The 19760-nt window shown below is 66.9% G+C and carries 17 protein-coding genes; 10 read left to right on the top strand and 7 right to left on the bottom strand.

From position 1 onward, the window contains the following. Positions 1-85 precede the first annotated feature (85 nt). The 7 genes from AB0J29_RS05645 (at position 86) to AB0J29_RS05615 (ending at position 8237) form a co-directional block, all read left to right on the top strand. Entirely contained in the window at positions 86-1081 is a 996-nt protein-coding gene (locus tag AB0J29_RS05645; RefSeq protein WP_364779748.1) for a YafY family protein, read from the top strand. Then, entirely contained in the window at positions 1078-2085 is a 1008-nt protein-coding gene (locus AB0J29_RS05640) for a YafY family protein (RefSeq protein WP_364779745.1), read from the top strand. Before AB0J29_RS05645 ends, AB0J29_RS05640 begins: the two co-directional genes overlap by 4 nt. A gap of 33 nt (positions 2086-2118) precedes the next feature. Beyond that, positions 2119-3144: a 2-dehydropantoate 2-reductase gene (locus AB0J29_RS05635; protein ID WP_364780006.1), complete on the top strand. Its 1026-nt coding sequence runs from the start codon at positions 2119-2121 to the stop codon at positions 3142-3144. Between the two features lie 121 nt (positions 3145-3265). Beyond that, entirely contained in the window at positions 3266-3538 is a 273-nt protein-coding gene (tatA, locus tag AB0J29_RS05630; protein ID WP_364779742.1) for a Sec-independent protein translocase subunit TatA, read from the top strand. Between the two features lie 104 nt (positions 3539-3642). Continuing rightward, entirely contained in the window at positions 3643-4596 is a 954-nt protein-coding gene (tatC, locus tag AB0J29_RS05625) for a twin-arginine translocase subunit TatC (RefSeq protein ID WP_364779739.1), read from the top strand. Between the two features lie 2 nt (positions 4597-4598). After that, positions 4599-7328 carry an RNA helicase gene (locus AB0J29_RS05620; protein WP_364779736.1) on the top strand — a complete coding sequence of 910 codons (2730 nt, stop codon included), beginning with the start codon at positions 4599-4601 and terminating at the stop codon, positions 7326-7328. A gap of 150 nt (positions 7329-7478) precedes the next feature. After that, positions 7479-8237, top strand: a complete 759-nt coding sequence (locus tag AB0J29_RS05615) for a DUF4333 domain-containing protein (protein WP_364779733.1) — start codon at positions 7479-7481, stop codon at positions 8235-8237. 271 nt (positions 8238-8508) lie between these two features. Here AB0J29_RS05615 and AB0J29_RS05610 read toward each other — a convergent pair whose 3' ends face one another. Beyond that, entirely contained in the window at positions 8509-9477 is a 969-nt protein-coding gene (locus tag AB0J29_RS05610) for a 5'-3' exonuclease (RefSeq protein WP_364779730.1), read from the bottom strand. An 83-nt stretch (positions 9478-9560) separates the two neighbouring features. Here AB0J29_RS05610 and AB0J29_RS05605 point away from each other — a divergent pair, with 83 nt between their 5' ends. Then, a complete protein-coding gene (locus AB0J29_RS05605) occupies positions 9561-10688 on the top strand; it encodes a Xaa-Pro peptidase family protein (RefSeq protein ID WP_364779727.1) in 1128 nt (375 codons plus the stop codon). A 192-nt stretch (positions 10689-10880) separates the two neighbouring features. Here AB0J29_RS05605 and AB0J29_RS05600 read toward each other — a convergent pair whose 3' ends face one another. Next, positions 10881-11291: a PPOX class F420-dependent oxidoreductase gene (locus tag AB0J29_RS05600; protein ID WP_364779724.1), complete on the bottom strand. Its 411-nt coding sequence runs from the start codon at positions 11289-11291 to the stop codon at positions 10881-10883. A gap of 429 nt (positions 11292-11720) precedes the next feature. Between AB0J29_RS05600 and AB0J29_RS05595 the strand changes: the two genes are divergently transcribed. Further along, positions 11721-12476, top strand: a complete 756-nt coding sequence (locus tag AB0J29_RS05595) for an SDR family NAD(P)-dependent oxidoreductase (RefSeq protein ID WP_364779721.1) — start codon at positions 11721-11723, stop codon at positions 12474-12476. Positions 12477-12487: 11 nt separating this feature from the next. Further along, complete coding sequence (gene cbiE, locus AB0J29_RS05590) at positions 12488-13729, top strand: precorrin-6y C5,15-methyltransferase (decarboxylating) subunit CbiE (RefSeq protein ID WP_364779718.1); 1242 nt, start codon at positions 12488-12490, stop codon at positions 13727-13729. A gap of 214 nt (positions 13730-13943) precedes the next feature. On the opposite strand, the gene AB0J29_RS05585 is transcribed toward cbiE, so the two are convergent. From AB0J29_RS05585 to AB0J29_RS05565, 5 genes are read right to left on the bottom strand one after another with little or no spacing between them, the layout of a single operon-like run. Beyond that, on the bottom strand, positions 13944-15128 hold the full coding sequence (locus AB0J29_RS05585; RefSeq protein WP_364779715.1) for an acyl-CoA dehydrogenase family protein: 1185 nt from the start codon (positions 15126-15128) through the stop codon (positions 13944-13946). Continuing rightward, complete coding sequence (phaZ, locus tag AB0J29_RS05580) at positions 15125-15961, bottom strand: poly(3-hydroxyalkanoate) depolymerase (RefSeq protein WP_364779712.1); 837 nt, start codon at positions 15959-15961, stop codon at positions 15125-15127. Before phaZ ends, AB0J29_RS05585 begins: the two co-directional genes overlap by 4 nt. Beyond that, positions 15958-16410 carry a MaoC family dehydratase gene (locus AB0J29_RS05575; protein WP_364779709.1) on the bottom strand — a complete coding sequence of 151 codons (453 nt, stop codon included), beginning with the start codon at positions 16408-16410 and terminating at the stop codon, positions 15958-15960. Before AB0J29_RS05575 ends, phaZ begins: the two co-directional genes overlap by 4 nt. Positions 16411-16420: 10 nt before the next feature. Next, positions 16421-18112 carry an alpha/beta fold hydrolase gene (locus tag AB0J29_RS05570; RefSeq protein ID WP_364779706.1) on the bottom strand — a complete coding sequence of 564 codons (1692 nt, stop codon included), beginning with the start codon at positions 18110-18112 and terminating at the stop codon, positions 16421-16423. Positions 18113-18117: 5 nt separating this feature from the next. Then, positions 18118-19632: a long-chain fatty acid--CoA ligase gene (locus tag AB0J29_RS05565; protein ID WP_364779703.1), complete on the bottom strand. Its 1515-nt coding sequence runs from the start codon at positions 19630-19632 to the stop codon at positions 18118-18120. Positions 19633-19760 lie beyond the last annotated feature (128 nt).

The following is a 19760-nucleotide window of genomic DNA, read 5'->3' as shown; positions in this document are numbered from 1 at the left end:
TCCATGATGGCGGTGCGCGCACCGGATCGGGGTGAACTGCGCGCCGACGCGCGGTCGCGGCGGGTGGCCGATTACCCTGTGTCGAGTGGCGATATCCAAGGTCGAACGGCTGATGAATCTGGTCATCGCGCTGCTGTCGACCCGGCAATTCCTGACCGCGGAGCGGATTCGGGACAGCGTCGCGGGGTACGAGGATTCGGCCAGCGACGAGGCATTCAGTCGAATGTTCGAGCGCGATAAGAACGAGCTGCGTGACCTGGGGATTCCCCTCGAGGTCGGGCAGGTCAGCCGGTATTCGACGGTCGAGGGCTATCGAATCAACCGCGACGCCTACGAACTGCCCGACATCGATCTGACCAGTGAGGAAGCGGCGGCGGTTGCGGTCGCGGTGCAAATGTGGGAGTCGCCGGAACTGGCGGCCGCGGCCGAGGGCGCGCTGCTCAAGTTGCGTGCGGCCGGGATCCACGTCGAGACCGATGCGGCGGTGGCCTCGGTGCCCGCGGTTCCGGCGCGCACCCGCGGCTCGGATGCGGTACTCGGCAAGCTGCTGGCCGCGATCGATGCGGGTCAGGCGGTGCGGTTCGAACATCGGGGTGCGATCAACGCGCCGTTTGTCATGCGTGATGTGGAGCCTTGGGGCGTTGTCACCCACAATGGCCGCTGGTATCTGGTCGGGCACGACCGGAATCGGGATGCGGTCCGTAGCTTCCGGCTATCGCGCATCGGCGACGATGTGACCGCCTACGGCCCGCCCAATGCGGTCGGCAAGCCGGAGGGTGTGGACCTGCGGCAGATCGTCGGAACCGTCACCGGCAGCGCCCCGGTGTCCGGCACCGCGACCGTATGGGTGGCCGAGGGCCGCGGCCGTGAGATCCGCCGACTCGGACCCGTGCTGGAAGAGCGCACGATCGGCGACCGCCGCGGCGTGGTCGTCGAACTGCCGATCCGATCCCGAGATTGGTTGGCGCGCTTGATCACCGGACTCGGTCCCGATGCCGTGGTGCTCGCGCCGATGGAACTTCGCGCGGATGTGGTGGCGCGATTGCGTTCGGTCTTCGACCATACGGAGGTCACGGCATGAGTGAGCGCAGCGAGCGAACGATAGGCTCGGCTGAGCGCAGTCGACTTTCGGTTCGGCTGTCGCGGCTGCTCAATATGATTCCGTATTTCATCGCGAATCCGGGGATCAGTGCCGCCGAGGCCGCCGCCGATCTGGGCGTGACGACCAAGCAGCTGATGAGCGATCTGAACCAGCTGTGGATGTGCGGCCTACCCGGTTACGGGCCGGGCGATCTGATCGACCTGTCGTTCTCCGAGGAGAGCATCGAGGTCACCTTCTCGGCGGGCATCGACCGGCCGCTGCGCCTGACCTCTACCGAGGCGACCGCATTGCTGGTGGCGCTGCGCTCGATCGTGGATATGCCGGGCATGGTCGATCCGACCGCAGCACATGCGGCGATCGCCAAACTGGAATCGGCCATCGTCGGCGGCAAGGTTGTCGATGCGGCCCGCGAGCACCCGCCGACCGAGGCGCCGGCGGTGTCGACGGTTCGTTCCGCGCTGGCCCGCCAGCGCGAGCTTCGGCTGGTCTACTACTCGGCGAGTCGCGATGTCGTATCCGAGCGTGTCGTCGATCCGATTCGTATTGTCTTGGTGGACAACAACAGTTACCTGCAAGCCTGGTGCCGCGAGGCCGAAGGGGTGCGACTTTTCCGCTTCGATCGGATCGAGGCGGCCACCGAACTCGACGAGCCTGCTCGGCCACCGAGCCATGCGGCCGCGGCGGCCGCGGCGCTCGACCTTTTCCAGGACGATCCCGCGGTTCCGTTGGCGCGCTTGCGCATTCGTGGCGATTACGGTTGGGTGCTCGATCAATATCCGATGCATCGGATGGCGGTGCACCCGGACGGCAGCATCGAGGCGACCATGCGCTTCGCCACCCTGGACTGGATGGCGCGGCTGCTGCTCGGCTTCGGTTCCGGCGTCACGGTGCTCGGCCCACCCGAATTGATCACCGCGGTGCGCGAACGCTCGAACGCCGCACTGGCCGCCTATGAATCGGCCGGTTTTCTGGAGACCAGATGAACGCACGGAGGCTGGTTCGGCGTGAGTGAGGTGATGGCACTCGCTCGGGTGCTGGTCCTTGGCGCCGGGAGCATTGGTTGCTTCGTCGGTGGAAAGCTGGCGGGCGCCGGCGCCGATGTCACTTTCGTCGGTCGGCAGCGGGTGCTGGACGAGATCAGCGCGTCCGGGCTGCAGCTCACCGACCTGGACGGCGGTGATGTCGCGGTCGCGGGCGATGCGGTGCGGGTGTCGACCACGCCGGAGGATGTCGGGTCCGCCGATCTGGTGCTGGTCACCGTGAAGTCGGCGGCCACCGCGGCGGCCGTGCGCGATCTCGACGGCAGGATCCGCCCCGGCACGGTGGTGTTGAGCCTGCAGAACGGGATCGGCAACGATGCGGTGATCCGCGAGATCCTGCCGACCTGCGTGGTGCTGGCGGGGATGGTGATGTTCAACGTCGTACACCAGGCCGGCGGCCGGTTCCATCGCGGCACCGAGGGCGGACTCGCGGTGCAGGACGATCCGGCGCTCGTACAGTTCACCGAGGTATTCGCCCGGGCAGGTCTGGCACTGCGGCGGTATCCGAACCTGCTACCGGTGCAATGGGCGAAGCTGCTGCTGAACCTCAACAACCCGATCAATGCACTGTCCGGTCGGCCGTTGCGCGAGGAACTGTCCGACCGCGACTTCCGGCGCTGCCTGGCCCTCACCCAGCGCGAGGCGCTCGCCGCGATGCGCAGAGCGCGAATTCGCCCCGCCCGGCTGACGCCGCTGCCGCCGGAATGGATGGTCCGGCTGCTCACCGTTCCGGACGGAATCTTCCGCCGGGTCGCCGCAACGGTGCTGGCCATCGATCCGGAGGCGCGCTCGTCCATGGCCGATGACCTCGAACTCGGTCGCAAGACCGAAATTTCCTGGTTGTGCGGGGAGATCGTCAGCCTCGGCGCGATGGTCGGACTACCCACACCGGTCAATCAGCGACTCATCGAACTGATCGTCGCCGCCGAACACGGCGACCGGCGCGACTGGACCGGGCCGGAACTGTTGAACCAACTGCAATCGGTGGCCGGACGATCCTGAACGCCGCGTAGATCGTGTCGATAGGTGCAGTTGAACGCACGGCGAACGCACACCGACGCGAGAGTTCTCGCATGTCATAGTCCGGTAGCATCAGAGCTACCACATTCTTTGGAGGTTAATTATGGGCAGTCTGAGCATCTGGCACTGGCTGATCATTGCCGCGGTCTTCGTGATGTTCTTCGGCGCGAAGCGTATGCCCGATGCCGCCCGCAGCCTGGGCCGCTCGCTGCGCATCTTCAAGAGCGAAGTCAGCCAGATGCAGAACGAGAGCAGCGCACAGGCAAGTGCAGCACCGGCCCAGCAACCGGCCGCCGAACTGCCGCAGGCCCCGGCCGTGCAGCCGAGGGTCGCGCAGCCACAGGCCGAGCCCCAGGCACAGCCGAAGTCGCTCTGAGCTCAGCCTTGCCGCCGGGGTGAGTAGCGAACTCGCTCCGGACGTTGTGCTGTTGCCCGCCGACCGCTGCGGGCACCTTCGACCCCAGGGGCCAACACACCACCATGCGAATCCCGTTCGATCCCCGGCGCAGTAAGCGCAGGACGAATCCCGACGGCACCATGTCGTTGGTCGAGCATCTCCAGGAGCTGCGCCGTCGGCTGCTGATCTCGATCGCCGCAGTCGTCGTCACCACGCTGTTCGGCTTCTTCTGGTACGCGCATACGATCCTCGGCATCGAAAGCCTGGGGTCGCTGCTGACCGGACCGTACTGTTCCCTGCCCGCCTCGTCGCGGGCCGTTCTCACCGCCGACGGCGCCTGCCGGCTGCTGGCGACGGCACCGTTCGAACAGTTCATGCTGCGGTTGAAGGTCGGTATGACGGCGGGTGTGGTGCTGGCCGCCCCGGTGTGGCTGTATCAGATCTGGGCCTTCATCACGCCCGGACTGTACGCGAAGGAACGCAAGTACGCGGTCGGATTCGTCACCTGTGGTAGCGCGCTGTTCGTGACCGGCGCTGTGCTCGCGTATTGGGTTGTCGCACATGCGTTGAGCTTCCTGCTGAATATCGGCAACAACGCGCAGATCACCGCGCTGAGCGGTTCGCAATACTTCAGCTTCATCATCCAGTTGCTCGTCATCTTCGGTGTCAGTTTCGAAATCCCGCTGCTGGTAGTCGGATTGAATCTGGTCGGGGTGCTGCACTACGACAAGCTGGCCAAGTGGCGGCGCGGAATCATCTTCGGGCTCTTCGTCTTCGCCGCGATCGTGACCCCGCAGGATCCGTTCTCCATGCTGGCATTGGCGCTGGCCCTGACGGTGCTGTTCGAGGTCGCCATCCAGGTGTCCCGGATCAACGACAAGCGGCGCGCACGTCGGGAGGCCGAGGCATCGGCGGCACTCGCGGATGAGGAAGCCTCCAGGATCTCCGGCCCCGAGCCGATCAACCCGGCCGAATCGATCATGGAGCCCGCGGAGAAATCCGCGCGACCCGTGTCGGACTACTCCGATACCCTCTGACGGTGACATATCACCGGTCGCAGGCGGGCGAGCTGGCAAAGTTCTGCGCCGAGCTGACTTTCGGGTTGGACCCCTTCCAGCGCAATGCCTGCAAAGCCCTCGAGACTGGGCACAGCGTGTTGGTCTGTGCCCCGACCGGCGCGGGTAAGACCGTCGTCGGCGAGTTCGCGGTGCACCTCGCGTTGGCGGCGGGCGGAAAGTGTTTCTACACCACACCGATCAAGGCGCTGTCGAACCAGAAGTTCGCCGATTTTACCGAGCGGCACGGGCGCGACCAGGTCGGTCTGCTCACCGGTGACCAGTCGATCAACCCGGATGCACCGGTGGTCGTGATGACCACCGAGGTGCTGCGCAATATGCTCTATGCCTCCTCGGACGCGTTGCGCGGACTGTCGTATGTGGTGATGGACGAGGTGCACTACCTCGCCGACCGCTTCCGCGGCGCGGTCTGGGAGGAGGTCATCCTGCATCTGCCGCCGGATGTGCGGCTGGTCAGCCTTTCGGCCACGGTCAGCAATGCCGAGGAATTCGGCGCGTGGATGGAGACCGTGCGCGGCGATACTGCGGTGGTCGTCGACGAGACTCGTCCGGTGCCGCTGTGGCAGCACGTCATGGTCGGGCGGCGGATGTTCGATCTGTTCGATACGAACTCCAGCGAGCAGAAGGTGCTCGTCGACGAGGATCTGGTGCGCTATATCCGCCACCGGGAGGCGGCGGACCGGATGAACGGCTGGGGTGGACCGCGCGGTCGCGGTGGGAATCGCAACTTCCGGCCTTTGCCCCGGCCGGAGGTGCTGGCCAAGCTCGATGAGGAAGGGCTGCTGCCCGCGATCACCTTCATCTTCAGCCGGGCCGGATGCGATGCGGCGCTTGCGCAATGCTTGCGGTCGCGGCTGGATCTCAGCGGGACGGCAGTCGGCGGGGTGGGTAAGCACAGCCGTGACGACGAGTCCGACGAGATCGACGCGATCATCGAGAAGCACACCGGGGACCTGCCCAAGGGCGATCTCGAGGTGCTCGGCTACTGGGAGTGGCGCGAGGCGCTGCACCGCGGACTGGCCGCGCATCACGCAGGCATGCTGCCTGCCTTCCGACACACCGTCGAGGAATTGTTCGTGCGCGGTCTGGTGCGGGCCGTATTCGCAACGGAGACACTGGCATTGGGCATCAATATGCCCGCGCGGACGGTGGTGCTCGAGCGGCTGGTCAAATACAACGGTGAGTCGCACGCCGAGCTGACGCCGGGGGAGTACACGCAGCTCACGGGCCGGGCCGGGCGGCGTGGGATCGATGTCGAGGGCCATGCGGTGGTGTTGTGGCAGCCCGAGGTCGACACCAGTGCGGTTGCGGGCCTGGCATCCACCCGGACCTATCCGCTGCGCAGTTCGTTCCGGCCGGGCTACAACATGTCGATCAATCTGATCGATCGGATGGGTGCGGACGAGTCGCGGGCACTGCTGGAGCGGTCCTTCGCCCAGTTCCAGGCCGACCGATCGGTTGTGGGGCTGGTGCGCGGGATCGAGCGCAATGAGGGGCAGTTGCGCAAATTGCGCGATCAGCTCGGCGGCGAGGACGGCGGCTTCCTGGAATACATTTCCCTGCGCGAGCGGATCAAACAGCGCGAACGTCAGATCGAACAGCAGGGCCGGGCTGATCGGCGCGGTGCAGCGGTCGACGCGCTGGTCTCTTTGCGACGTGGCGATGTGGTGGCCATTCCGTCCGGGCGGCGGGCCGGGCTGGCGGTGATTCTGGAGCCGGATGCTACGCCGGGGGATCCGCGTCCGCTGGTACTGACCGAGGACAAGTGGGCGGGGCGGGTATCGGTCGCCGATTTCCCGGTGCCCGCGAAGACCCTGGGCCATATGCGGCTGCCGCGCAAGATCGATCACCGCACGGCACGAACCCGGCGGGATCTGGCATCGGCGTTGCGCAGCACCGGAATTTCGGCGCCGGGTCGGTCGCGCCGCGGCGACCGCTCGAAGGCCGGCGAGGACCGCGAGCTGGCGACATTGCGGCGCAGTCTGCGCGCACATCCGGCGCACACCCGGCCCGACCGCGAACAGATGAGTCGCGTCGGTGAGCGCTACAACCGGCTGCTGCGCGAGACGGAGACGATGCGCCAGAAGGTTGCCGCGACCACCAATTCGCTGGCGCGCACCTTCGATCGGATCCTCGGACTGCTCGAGGAACGCGGGTTCGTGGCCGCGGGCGAGGTGACCTCCGACGGTCGTCGGCTGGCCAGGATCTACGCCGAGAGCGATCTACTCGTCGCCGAATGCTTGCGGGAGGGGCTCTGGCGCGGACTCGGCCCGGCGGAATTGGCGGCGGTGGTTTCCATTCTGGTGTACGAATCCCGGCAGGAGGGCGGCTATGTCGGTGCCAGCGGGCCGACCGAACCGATTCGCCGGGCCGTCGGTGCGACCGTCGGGGTGTGGAGCGAATTGCGTTCCGATGAGGCGCGGCACAAGCTGCCGCCTACGCGGGAACCGGATCTCGGTTTCGTGACCGGTGTTTACAAATGGGCGCGTGGCGATGGGTTGGCCGAATCGTTGCTGGCCAGCGGTGATCAGAACGCGCCGCTGTCCGCGGGCGATTTCGTGCGGTGGTGCCGGCAGGTGATCGATCTGCTCGACCAGATCCACGGAACCGCCGACGATGTGGAGGTCGCGGGGACCGCGGCCAAGGCCGTCCGCGCGATCCGACGGGGTGTCGTCGCCGTGGACGCCGCGTAGCCGATTCGATTGTGATTTGATTTCTTTCGCGTACCGACCGTGGCGGAGGAGTCGGACAGGATCGCGCCTCGTACCGGGTTGGTCCTGTTGTGCGACGAGTCTCACGCGGGGGGCTACCGTGTGTATACCGATGCGAGTGGAGGCAACCAGATGAGCGGCCCGTACGGACCGAACGACGCCCCTGGTCCCGGGGAGGGACGCAACGATCCCACCCAGCAGTGGGGCGGACAGCAGGCACCCGGTGCAGCCGGGCCCACCCAGCAGTGGGGCAGTGCACCGCAGGCGCAGCCGACTCAGCAGTGGGGCGATCCGAACGTACAGCAGCCGTCGTGGGGTCAGCCGAATCCGCAGAGCCAGCCCGGTCAGCCGTCGTGGGGTCAGCCGAATCCGCAGAGCCAGCCCGGTCAGCCGCAGTGGGGTCAGCCGAATCCGCAGAGCCAGCCGAGCCAGCCGCAGTGGGGTCAGCCGCAGCCGAGTCCGCCGCAGTGGGGTCAGCAGCCGACTCAGCAGGACTGGTCGGCGCAGCAGGGGCAGCAACAGCCCTGGCAGCAAGGCCAGCAGCAGCCGTGGCAGCAGACCCCGCAGCCGAGCAGCGGCGGCAAGAGCAAGGGCCTGTTCATCGGCCTAGGTGTGCTCGCGGTCGCCGTCATCGGCGCGATCGTGGTGCTGGTGCTCATGCTGACCAGCAAGGACGAACTCGACCAGGCCGCCGTTCAGGACGGCGTCAAGAAGGTGCTCTCGGATTCCTACGGAATCCAGGACGTCGCCGATGTCTCCTGCCCCTCCGGCCAGCAGGTCAAGGTCGACGCGACCTTCGCCTGTAACTTGAAGGTCAGCGGCGAGCAGAAGAAGGTCACGGTCAAGATCACCAAGGACGACGGAACCTACGAGGTCGGCCGCCCGAGCTGACGGTTCGAGTCAGCGGTCGTTGGCGAACGGGTATCGGTGGGGCGGCCCCGCTGCTCAACACCTCCAGTGGGCTTTGGTGGCGCACATGTCTACGTGGACGACTGGGGCCGCAATCATGCTCGCCGCTAGGTGATGTGGTCTGCCGCTGTGACGGCGGTGTGACGGCACGATCGCAGGTTCGACGTATTCGGCAACAGGCTCTGCAACCTCTGCGAGGCCGAGACCGGTTATGCGCGGCCGTCGTTCTGGTGCGTGAGCACGGGTGCGGTGGTTACGCCGAGCGCGCGGTCAGTGCCGTGATCAGGCGGGTGATCGGGCTTTCCGCGTTGTAGGCGGTGGCCAGTTCGCGGAGACGGTCCGGGTCGGCGGGGGTCGTCGGGAGAGTGTCGGGGCGAGACAGTTCCACATCGGCGTCGCAGACCACGCGGGTGACCGGGGCAGCGGCCTTCAGGTAGGTCTCGGCGGCGCGGAGCTTTGCGCGAATGCCCTGGGCCAAGTCGGCGGTGGGGTCGTCGACGGCCGCTGTGAGCGCGTCGAGGGAACCGAAGCGGGAGATGAGCATCGCGGCGGATTTCTCGCCGATGCCGGCGACGCCGGGCAGGCCATCGGAGGAGTCACCCCGCAGGGTCGCCATATCCGCATAGGCCCGGCCCGCATTCTCCAGTGGCACACCGTATTTCGCGGACACCTCGACGGGACCGAACAATTCGGCCTTGGCCAGGCCGCGACCGGCGTAGAGCACGCGCACCGGCGGTTCCGGCTCGTCACGGACGAGTTGGAGCAGGTCACGGTCGCCGCTGACGACGATCACCGGATCGGTGTGCTCCTGGGTGGCCAGCGTGCCGAGCACGTCATCGGCCTCGAGTCCGGCCGCCCCGCCGGTCGCGATACCCGCCGCGCTGAGCACCTCGAGAATCATCTCGACCTGCGGGGTCAGGGTGTCCGGGACGTCCTCGGCGCCGGGTGCGGCATCGGCGGAAGTATCGAGACGGTGGGCCTTGTAGGTCGGCACCAACGCCACCCGGAACGCGGGACGCCAATCCAGGTCCAGACAGACCACCAACCGGCTCGGCTGGTGCTTGGTGATGAGCGAGGCGACCATATCGGTGAAGCCGCGCAGCGCGTTCACCGATCGGCCGTCGGGTGCGGTGATCTTCTCCGGAATCGCGTGGAACGCACGGAACCACAGGCTTGCGCCATCGAGCAACAGCAGGGGCCCACCGGAAGTCGCAGTGTTCACGCCGCTGAGGCTACCTGTCCGCAACGACAAACCTCGGGTATTCACATTCGGGTTGATGGCGGTGGCGGGTACCGTCGGACGGTATGAGCTCGCACACAGAGTCCCGGTTCGCGGCGGATGTCTACAGTAATCGACTCGAACGGGCGGTGCAGTTGATGCGCGCCGCTCATCTGGACGCACTATTGATCACGCCGGGGCCGGATCTGCGCTATCTCATCGGCTCGGCGGCGGAGTCCTTCGAGCGGCTGACCTGTCTGGTGATCCCGGCCGATGGCGCTACCCCATCGGTGGTGATTCCGAAACTGGAGTTGGCGTCGCTGGAAGGTTCGGCTGCGGGTGAACTCGGTCTGCATGTGCTGGACTGGGTCGACGGCGTCGATCCGTATCAGCTGGTGAAGTCGTCGCTGCACGTCGGCTCTCGGGTCGCGGTCACCGATGTCATGCCAGCACTGCATCTGCTGCCGCTGGCCGAGTCCGTCAGCGGCCTGCCCACTTCCGCAACGCCGGTGCTGCGGGAACTGCGAATGATCAAGGACCAGGCCGAAGTCGAGGCACTGCGGCGCGCGGGTGCGGCCATCGACCGGGTGCATGCGCGGATGGGTGAATTCCTGCGCGTCGGGCGCACCGAGGCCGAGGTCGGCGCGGATATCGCGGCGGCGATCGTCGAGGAGGGACATACCGCAGTGGCCTTCGTCATCGTCGGCAGCGGACCGCACGGCGCCGACCCGCACCACGGCGTCTCCGACCGTCGCATCGAAGCCGGGGATGTGGTGGTGATCGATATCGGCGGCCTGGTCGACCCCGGCTACTATTCGGACTCGACCCGCACCTACGTGCTCGGCGAGCCCGAGCCCACCGTCGCCGCGCAATTCGGGGAACTGGAGCGCGCGCATGCCGCCGCGGTTGCCGCCGTCCGTCCCGGTGTCACCGCCGAATCGGTCGACGCCGCAGCCCGAAACCTGTTGACCGAAGCCGGTTTCGGCGCCGCCTTCGTGCACCGCACCGGCCATGGCATCGGCCTTTCGGTCCATGAGGAGCCCTACATCATCGAAGGCAACAGCTTGCCCCTGCAACCCGGCATGGCCTTCAGCATCGAACCCGGCATCTACTTCCGCGGCGATTGGGGCGCCCGGATCGAAGACATCGTCGTGGTCACCGCGGACGGCTGTGAGTCGATGAACCAGCGGCCGCATGGGTTGACGGTGCTCTAGCGGGCCGGCTTGCCCCTGCCGACGAGCAGGCGCACAGAACAGGGCGGGTTGTCGAGTTGCTGTCGCCCGGCGAATATGAGCGTGCGCAGTGGGTAGCCTCGAGTCTGCGCTCGCTCGAACCTGGGAGTTGGCGCGATGAAATGGCCTGGGCGCAAAGACTCTTCGGGTGCCGGGCGAGGTCGGCGGTGAGGTTCAGGCTGGGGTGTGGGCGAGGGTGCTGCTGGAGAGTACGCGCTGGACTTGGATGGCAATGACCACGCGGGTCGGGTTCTCGCGGGGGACGCGGTAGCGGCCCGCATAGCGGTCGACCGCTGCCGCGACGTTGTCCGGATCGTCGAGCACGGTGGCCGGGCCTTCCAAGGTGATCCAACGGATACCGTCCACCTGGCTCACGGCCGCGTAACCGGAGCGCCGCACATTGCGCACTTTCACCGAGCCGTCATTGGTGATCACCCGAGCGATCCCGGCTTCCGGATCCCAGGTGAAACCCACCGCGACCACATGCGGCGTGCCGTCGGCGCGCAGGGTGGTCAAGGTCGCGAGGTGCCGCTCGGCGACGAATTCGAGTGCGGCAGTGGACAGCTGTGCAGTGCTGGTCGGCATCCCTTGACCGTAGCGGTATGCGGGCCGCCCGGCGCCGGCACATACCGAGTCGGCAATTCCGAGTTCCGACTGATTCGTTCGATGTGCGGCGCCTGCTCGGATGTTGTGGCCGCCGGGATCGACAATCGATGGGTTCAAGGATGCCGAACACGGATATCCAGTTGGCTGCTCGATGGTGGTAATGCTGGGTTCCTCGCCGCAACATTCGGCGGCAGGGTCGAGCCGGGGAACCCATCCCGGTGACCGGCTGTTTCACAGCGACGTCCTGAGGGCTCTGGTGCGGGCTGGACGACCTACTCCGCGGCGACTGCCTCCGCACCTGCGGCGATGAATCCGAGCCGGGCGGCTTCTGGGGCGAGGTCTCGTATCAGCTCGAGATCGTCTGACCTGGCGGATCGGCATATCGGGGTGGGGTGAAAGACTGGCGGCATGGGATCGCGTGGAATTGCCGAGGGGCCGGTGCTGGTACTGGGGGGCCGCAGTGAGATCGGGCTCGAGGTGGCGCGGCGTCTGGCGCCGGGGCGCGTGGTGATACTCGCCGCGCGGCGCAGCGCGGAGTTGGCGCAGGAGAGCGCGGCGGTTGCGGCAGCCGGGGCGACGGCAGTGCATACCGTCGAATTCGACGCGGATGATACGGCGAGTCATCCCGCGCTCCTGGAGAAGATCGCGGCCGAATACGGGGGAATCGGGGTCGCGGTGGTCGCATTCGGGGTGCTCGGGGATCAGGCGCGGGCCGAACATGATCCGGCACATGCGATTGGAGTGGTGCACACCGACTATGTCGCGCAGATCAGCGTGCTCACCATCCTCGCGAATCTGCTTCGCGCGCAAGGCAGCGGGCAGCTCGTCGTATTCAGTTCGTTCGCGGGTGCGCGGGTGCGGCGAGCCAACTACGTCTACGGTTCGGCGAAGGCGGGTCTCGACGGATTCGCCAGCGGTCTCGCGGATGCGTTGCACGGCAGCGGTGTGCACCTGCTGCTGCTGCGTTGCGGGTTCGTCATCGGCCGGATGACCGAGGGCATGGACCCAGCCCCGATGTCCAGCACCACAGAACAGGTGGCGGACGCGGTCGTGCGCGGTCTGCGGCGCCGCGCCGGTCGGATTTGGGTCCCCGGCATCCTGCGCCCGGTCATCTTCGCGATCCGCCTACTGCCGCAACCCATCTGGCGTCGGATGCCACGGTGAACGGCGGTGCGGTGACGACCGAGTGGAGTGGGCCACCGATCGCCGTGGTCGGTATCGGCGCCGACGGGTGGGGCGGGCTCGGCGAGGCCGCGCGCGCAGCGATCTCTGATGCCGAGCTGATATTCGGATCGGCGCGGCAGCTCGAGCTGATTCCGCAGGGCATCACGGTGGCGCGGCGGGAGTGGCCGTCGCCGTTGGTTCCCGCACTCTCAGGTTTGTTCGCCGACAACGCCGGGCGGCAGATATGCGTGCTGGCCAGCGGGGATCCGATGTTCTACGGCATCGGTGCGACATTGGCGGGCCTGTTCGGGGCGGACCAGCTGCGGGTACTTCCGCAGGCATCATCGGCATCGCTGGCCTGTGCGCGGCTGGGGTGGGCGTTGGCGGAAATCCCGGTGGTGAGTGCGGTGGGGCGGCCGGTGGCGACGGTGTTGCCGGAGTTGGCGGACCGGCGGCGGGTGCTGGTGCTGAGTGCGGACCAACACACACCGGGACAGCTCGCGGAACTATTGCGGGACAATGGTTTCGGGGGGTCGACATTGATCGTGCTAGAGCAGTTGGGCGGTCCGCGCGAACGGGTTGTGCGCGATCGCGCGGCGGGGTGGGAGCTCGCAACGGGTGATCCACTCAATATCGTCGCGATCGACTGCGTCGCCGATCCGAAGCACCCGCGGGCGACACGGGTGCCCGGATTGCCGGATGAGTTCTTCGGCGGTGCCGGTCAGCTCACCAAATCCGAGGTCAGGGCGTTGACATTGGCCGCGCTGGCACCCGCGCCCGGGGAATTGCTGTGGGATGTCGGCGGGGGTTCGGGCAGTATCGCGATCGAATGGTGCCGCACCCATCCGAGCTGCCGGGCGGTAAGCTTCGAGCGGCTCGAACATCGGCGGCGGCGGATCGCCGATAATGCCGCTGCCCTTGGTGTTCCGCACATCGGTGTGCGGGGAGACATACTTACCGACATCGGAAAATCTGTCGAATCAGCGCCTCCGGATGCTATTTTCGTCGGTGGCGGGCTCACTCAGGATGGCGTGCTCGAGACGTGTTGGTCGATTTTACGTCAGGGCGGCCGTTTAGTGGCGAATGCGGTGACGGCGGAATCCGAAGCGCTGCTACTGCAATGGGTCGCCGCGTACGGCGGTCAACTGCGGAAGTTTCAGATCTACCGAGCCGAAGCCCTGGGCAATTTTACGACCTGGCGGCCGCACTTGCCGGTCACCCAGTGGACGGTGGTAAAGGGCGAGTCGGTCTGAAAACCTCGCCGGTCGCGGGGCGGTGGGGTCGGTCAGGCCGGGATCAGACGGCGGCGCCATAGAGGTAGTAGTCACGGACGCAGGACAGGAAGCCGGACGAGCATCTGGCCGGGCGTCGCCGTCGCACTGTCCGCCGATACAACGAAGGGTGCGGGATCGTGGCGCAGCGTCTGGTCACGGTGCCGTCGGAAGCCGTCGTCAATGCGGCTCGGCCTCAGACGAATGCGCTCGATCCGGTAATGGCCCGGCCGACGATGAGGGTGTTCATTTCCCGGGTGCCCTCGTAGGAGTAGATGGCTTCGGCGTCGGCGACGAAGCGGCCGACATTGTGCTCCAACAAGATTCCGTTACCGCCCATGAGTTCTCGCGCCCAGCCGACAGTTTCGCGCATGCGCACCGTGCACCACGCCTTGGCCAAGGAGGAATGCCGGTCCTCGGCCCGGCCCAGGTCCTGCAGCTGGGACAAGCGTGCGCACAGCGCCCAGGACGAGGTGATATTGCCGAGCATGCGCACCAGCAGATCCTGTACCAGCTGGAAAGCGGCGATGGGACGCCCGAACTGCTCGCGTTCCAACGCGTAGCGCAGCGCGTTCTCATAGGCGCCGCGGGCGCAGCCGACGGCCATCCAGGCCACACCCGCGCGGGTCATGCGCAGCACGGCGGCGGTGTCACGGAAGGAATTGGCGTGCTGCAGCCGGTCGGCCTCGGGGACCCGGACATCGGTGAGGGTGATGAGCGCGTTCTGCACCACCCGCAGCGCGATTTTGTCCTCGAGTTTCGAGGTCTCGAAGCCGGGGCTGTCATTGGCGACCACGAAGCCCTTGACCTGTCCGTCGGCGACATCCTTGGCCCAGATGACGGTGCGATCGCCGAAGGTGGCATTGCCGATCCACTTTTTCTGCCCGTTGAGCACCCAGATGTCGCCCGCGCGCCGCGCGGTGGTGCGCAGCCCGCCGGATGCCCCGGAGCCGACCTCCGGTTCGGTCAGACCGAACGCCCCGATCTGCTCCAGCCGCGCCATCGCCGGCAGGAACCGCTCGCGCTGTTCGTCGTCACCGCAGAGGTAGATCGAGCCCATGGACAGTCCGCCGTGCACCCCGGCGAAGGTGGCGATGGACGGGTCGGTGCGCGCCAGCTCCATGGCGACCATGCCGTCGAGCAGGAAAGACCGTCCTGGGCAACCGAATCCGCGATACGGCAGCCCGGCGATGCCGAGTCGCCGGAAGCCGGGCACGATTTCGAACGGGAAGCTGCCACGCTGCCAGTGCTGGTTGATGATCGGCTCCACCTCGGATTTCATGAACTCCCGCACCCGGTGCAGGATCTTCAGCTCGCCGTCGTCGAGGAGATCCTCGAGGGCGTAGAAGTCGGCGCTGTCGATGGCGGTGGAATTGCTCATGGCCGTTCGTTTCTCTCGGTGCGGAAGGCTTCGATTGCCGGGGCCAGTGCGCGGGCATCGGTGATCAGGTCGACGTGTCCGCCCGCGTGCAGGTGCACGGTCGCATGTGGTAGCAACCGGGCCATGAGGCGGGCATTGGCGACCGGGATGATCGGATCGTCGGTGCCGGCCAGGATCAGTGTGGGCTGGCGGATGAGCGGCAGCGCGAACACGCTCGTCCATACCGATCCGGCCAGCAGTTGATGCAGATACCCGACCCGGGATCCCGCCATCAGCTGCCGGTCGAACAGCTGTGAGACGATGGCGGGATCGCGACGGACGGTGCCACCATAGAGTTCGCCCGCGATGCGAGCCGCGTACTGGTGGTCCAGGAATCGGGCTGGCGTCAGCATTTTCAGCAGCGCCCGCGGCCGTCCCGGAATCATCAGCACACCGGTGCCGGTGGACACCAGGACGAGGCGGCGGCACCGGCGTGGATGCTGGAAGGCGAACTGCTGGGCCAGCGCGCCGCCCCAGGACAGGCCGAGCACATCGACCTGCCCATGCATGCCGAACTTGCGCAGCAGTTCGCCCAGTACCACTGCCAGGTATGGAAACCCGTACGGCAGCGGCGAATTCGGTGATCCACCGGTGCCGGGAACATCGAAGCGCACCACGGTGGTCGCCGGGTCGAGCGCGGCGACGAGCGGATCGAACACCTCGAAGGCGGCTCCGATCCCGTTGCACAGCACCAGCGGGACGCCGGAACCCCAGCGCACGTTGACCCGGAGCTGTTGTCCCAGGACGGAGATCAGCCGCTGCTCGATGGCGTCGGCGGGCAACGGTGCGCTCATGGATACAGCACCACGACGTCGGCGACGCAGGCTGGGCGGGTGCCGCCGTCGATCTCGTAGGTGAGGCCGAAGATCGCCTCTACACCCGAGGTCTTCTGGTGCGCCCCGGTCAGCGTCACCACCGCCCGGATCTTCGAACCTACCGGCACAGGTGCGGGGAAGCGGACCTTGTTCAAGCCGTAGTTCAGCGCCGCGGTGAGCTCGCGGATCTCGAGGACATCGGAGATGACCACCGGTGCCAGCGACAGGGTGAGGTAACCGTGTGCGATGGTGCCGTGGAACGGCCCGGCCGCCGCGCGTTGTGGATCGGTGTGGATCCATTGGTGATCGCCGGTGGCCTCGGCGAACAGGTCCACCTGCGGCTGGGTGATCTCGATCCAGTCGGTGGTGCCGAGCTGCTGTCCGGCCAAGCCGATGAGATCGGCCGGGCTATCGAGTTGTGTTGTCATGGTGGGCCTTTCAGTGAGCGAGCACATAAGTTCCTGGCGCCGGGTACAGCGGCGGCAGATCGGGGGCTCCGAGCGTGGCGGGCGCGTCTTTACGTGGGCCACTGCGGTCGGCAAGCCACAGGGCGAAATCGGGCCACCACGAATCCGATTGCTGCGGTATGGAATTCACCCATGCGCCCGGATCGGCCTCGTCGGCGGGGCCGATGCGATAGGCGGCCTTGGGGTTTCCCGGCGGATTCACCAGCGCGGCGATATGGCCGCTGGTGGACAGGACGAACCGTAGATCCTTGGAGCCGAGCAGGCGGGCGCTGCGATAGCAGGCCTGCCACGGCGAGATGTGGTCGGCGAGTCCGGCTACCACATAGCTGTCCACGGTGATCCGGGACAGATCGACCGGCGTGCCGAGCATGCGCACCGAATTCGGGACGGTCAGCGAATTGTGCACGCCGAGCATGACCATGTCGCGGTGCAGCGCGGCCGCCATGCGGGTGGTATCGGCGTTCCAGAACAGCACATCGAACGGCGCGGGCGCGCGGCCCTGCAGATAGTCGTTGACCCAGTACCGCCACACCAGATCGGTGGGCCGCAGCCAGGCGAATACCTCGGCGAGGGCGCGACCGTCCAGATAGCCCTTGCGCGCCGACATCGCGATCGCCATCTGGGCGATTTCCTCGTCGATCGCTGCCGCGGCGAATCCGGCGTGGCTCTGATCGAGCACGGTAACCATGAGCGTCAGTCCGGCCAGCCGGTGATCCTGCCCGATCTCGGTGAGATGCGCCGCGGTCATGGCCGCGAGAATGCCGCCGGAGCAGGATGCCTGCAGATGCGTGCGCTCGCTCCCGGTGATCTTCTCGACGGCGTCGAGCGCGTCGATGATGGCCTGCCCGTAGCTGTCGAACCCCCAATCACGTTGCGCGGCGGTGGGATTGCGCCAGGAGATGGCGAACACCTGCTGCCCCTGCGTGAGGAAGTACTCGATCATGCTGCGGCCCGGCGCGATATCCATGATGTAGTACTTGTTGATCACCGGTGGCACCATGAGCAGCGGTAGGGTGCGCACCTGTTCGGTCCGTGGCGTGTATTGGATGAGCTCGAAGACCTCGGTGCGCAACACCACCGAACCCGATGTGGTGGCGATATTTTTCCCGACGGTGAACGCGTCCGGCTCCACCATGGCGGGAACCCGTGGTGCACTGGACATATCGCTGACGAAGCGCCGCAGTCCGCGCACCGCGCTGAGCCCGCCGGTGTCGATGAGCGCCTTCCAGCCCAGCGGATTGAGCAGCGGATTGTTGCTCGGCGACAGTCCTTCCAGCAGATTGTCGACAACGAAGTGCATCCACTGGTCGTCCTTCCAATCCAGGTGTGAGTCGGCGAGCAGTGTCTCGGCGGTGTCGCTGGCCGCGAGATACGCCTGCATGCTGCGCTTGAGCAGCGGATTGCCCTGCCAGGCCGGATCGGCGAAGCGCTTGTCCGCCTTGGCGGGCACCCGGTCCGACCGACCGCGCGCAATCTGCACCAGCTCCTGGCCCAGCGCCGACACCCGCTCGCCGACCACGCCCGGACGGCGGGCCAGCTGCAATGCCAGCCGGCTCCACGAGTTGTTGGGCAGCATGCGGCGGCCGATGCCGAGGGCCGAACTGGTCAGCAGCAAATCCAGCGGGGCCGCAAGTTCGTCGGCCTGGTCGGTATTTGTCACCATGTGCGTCACGTCTCCTTGAATTCGGGAAAATCGGGTCGTTCCACCGCGCGGCGCAGGATCTTGCCAGTCGGTCCCTTCGGCAGACTCGCCGCGAACCAGACGCGGCGGGGGTACTTGTAGGCGGCGATGCGGTCCCTGACGAAGACGCGCAGCTCGTCCGGATCCGCCTGCGCGCCGGGTTTCAGGACGACGGCAGCGCCGACCTCTTCGCCGAGCTGGGCGTGCGGCAATCCGACGACGACCGCCTCGGCGACCGCGGGATGTTGATACAGCACCTCTTCGACCTCGCGCGGATAGACGTTGTAGCCGCCGCGAATGATGAGTTCCTTCTTGCGGTCGATAATGAAGTAGTAGCCGTCGTCGTCACGGCGCGCGATATCGCCGGTGGCCAACCAGCCGTCACGAATCGCGGCCTCGGTGGCCTCGGACTGATTCCAATAGCCCTTCATCACATTCGGGCCCCGCACCTGGATCTCGCCAGGCTCCCCGGGCGGCGTCTCCATGCCGTGCTCGTCCACCAGCCGCATGCGCACGCCCTCGACCGGCGTGCCGATCGATCCCGGTTTGCGCTGCGTACCGGGATGATTGAACGCCACCACCGGAGAGGTCTCCGACAGCCCGTAGCCCTCCAGGATCTCCGCCTCGAAGGCCTTCTCGAATTCGTGCAGCACCTGCACCGGTAGTGCCGCCCCGCCGCTGACGCAGGTGCGCAGGGTGGCGGTGGCCTCCGGCGGGAAGCGCTCGGCCACGGCCAGCAGGGCGGAATACATGGTCGGGACGCCCTCGAACACGGTGACGCCGTCGCGGCGGATGATCTCGAGCGCAGTGGCCGCGTCGAAGCGCGGCAGCAGGGTGAGGGTCGCGCCCGAGGCCAGCGTGGCATTCATGCCGCAGGTCATGCCGAAGACGTGGAACAGGGGCAGGCAGCCGAGCACCACATCTTCGGGCGTCAGGTGCAGCAACGTGCGTGCGGTGACGTCCTGATTGCTGCCGAGACCGCCGTGGGTGAGTTCCGCGCCCTTGGGACGGCCGGTGGTGCCGGAGGTGTGCAGGATGACCGCGGTATCGGCGTCGGCGCATTCGACCGGCGCGCCGAACGGCTCCAGATCCGCTGTGAGCGAGTCCAATTCGGCGTCGTCGACGATCCAGCACCGGGTTCCCGTCGCCGCACAGGCCGTTGTGGCGGCGTCGGCGAAGTCCGGAGTGCCGAACAGGGCGCGAGCGTCGGTATTGGTCAGATAGAACTCCACCTCCCGCGCGCGCATGAGCGGGTTCATCGGCACCACGACCGCACCCAGGCGCAGGATCCCGTAGAAGGCCACCGGCACCGCAGCCGTGTTCGGCAGCATCAACCCCACTCGGTCGCCGGGCTCGATGCCCGCGGCGGTGAGGAAGGCGGCGGTGCGCGCGGCGGCGGCATCCAACTCGGTGTAGGTGAGCGTGTGCCGGTCGACCCGGGTGGCGATCCGATCCGGCCATTGTCGTGCTCCGGTAACGAGGTTGAGGGCGAGATTCGACACGGGAAGCCCCTTTCGACAGCGTTTCGCCGATCTCTCCATGGTTTTCCGGCGCAAGATCGGAGTCGTTGTCTCGCCGGACAATGTCGATGCCGTGACCGTGTTCGCGAGGACACCGGCCTGCGGGCGGT

Source organism: Nocardia sp. NPDC049707 (genome assembly GCF_040674855.1).
Taxonomy (GTDB): domain Bacteria; phylum Actinomycetota; class Actinomycetes; order Mycobacteriales; family Mycobacteriaceae; genus Nocardia.
The sequence above is the reverse complement of the archived record's forward strand: the minus strand, read 5'-3'. Positions and strand labels throughout refer to the sequence as shown.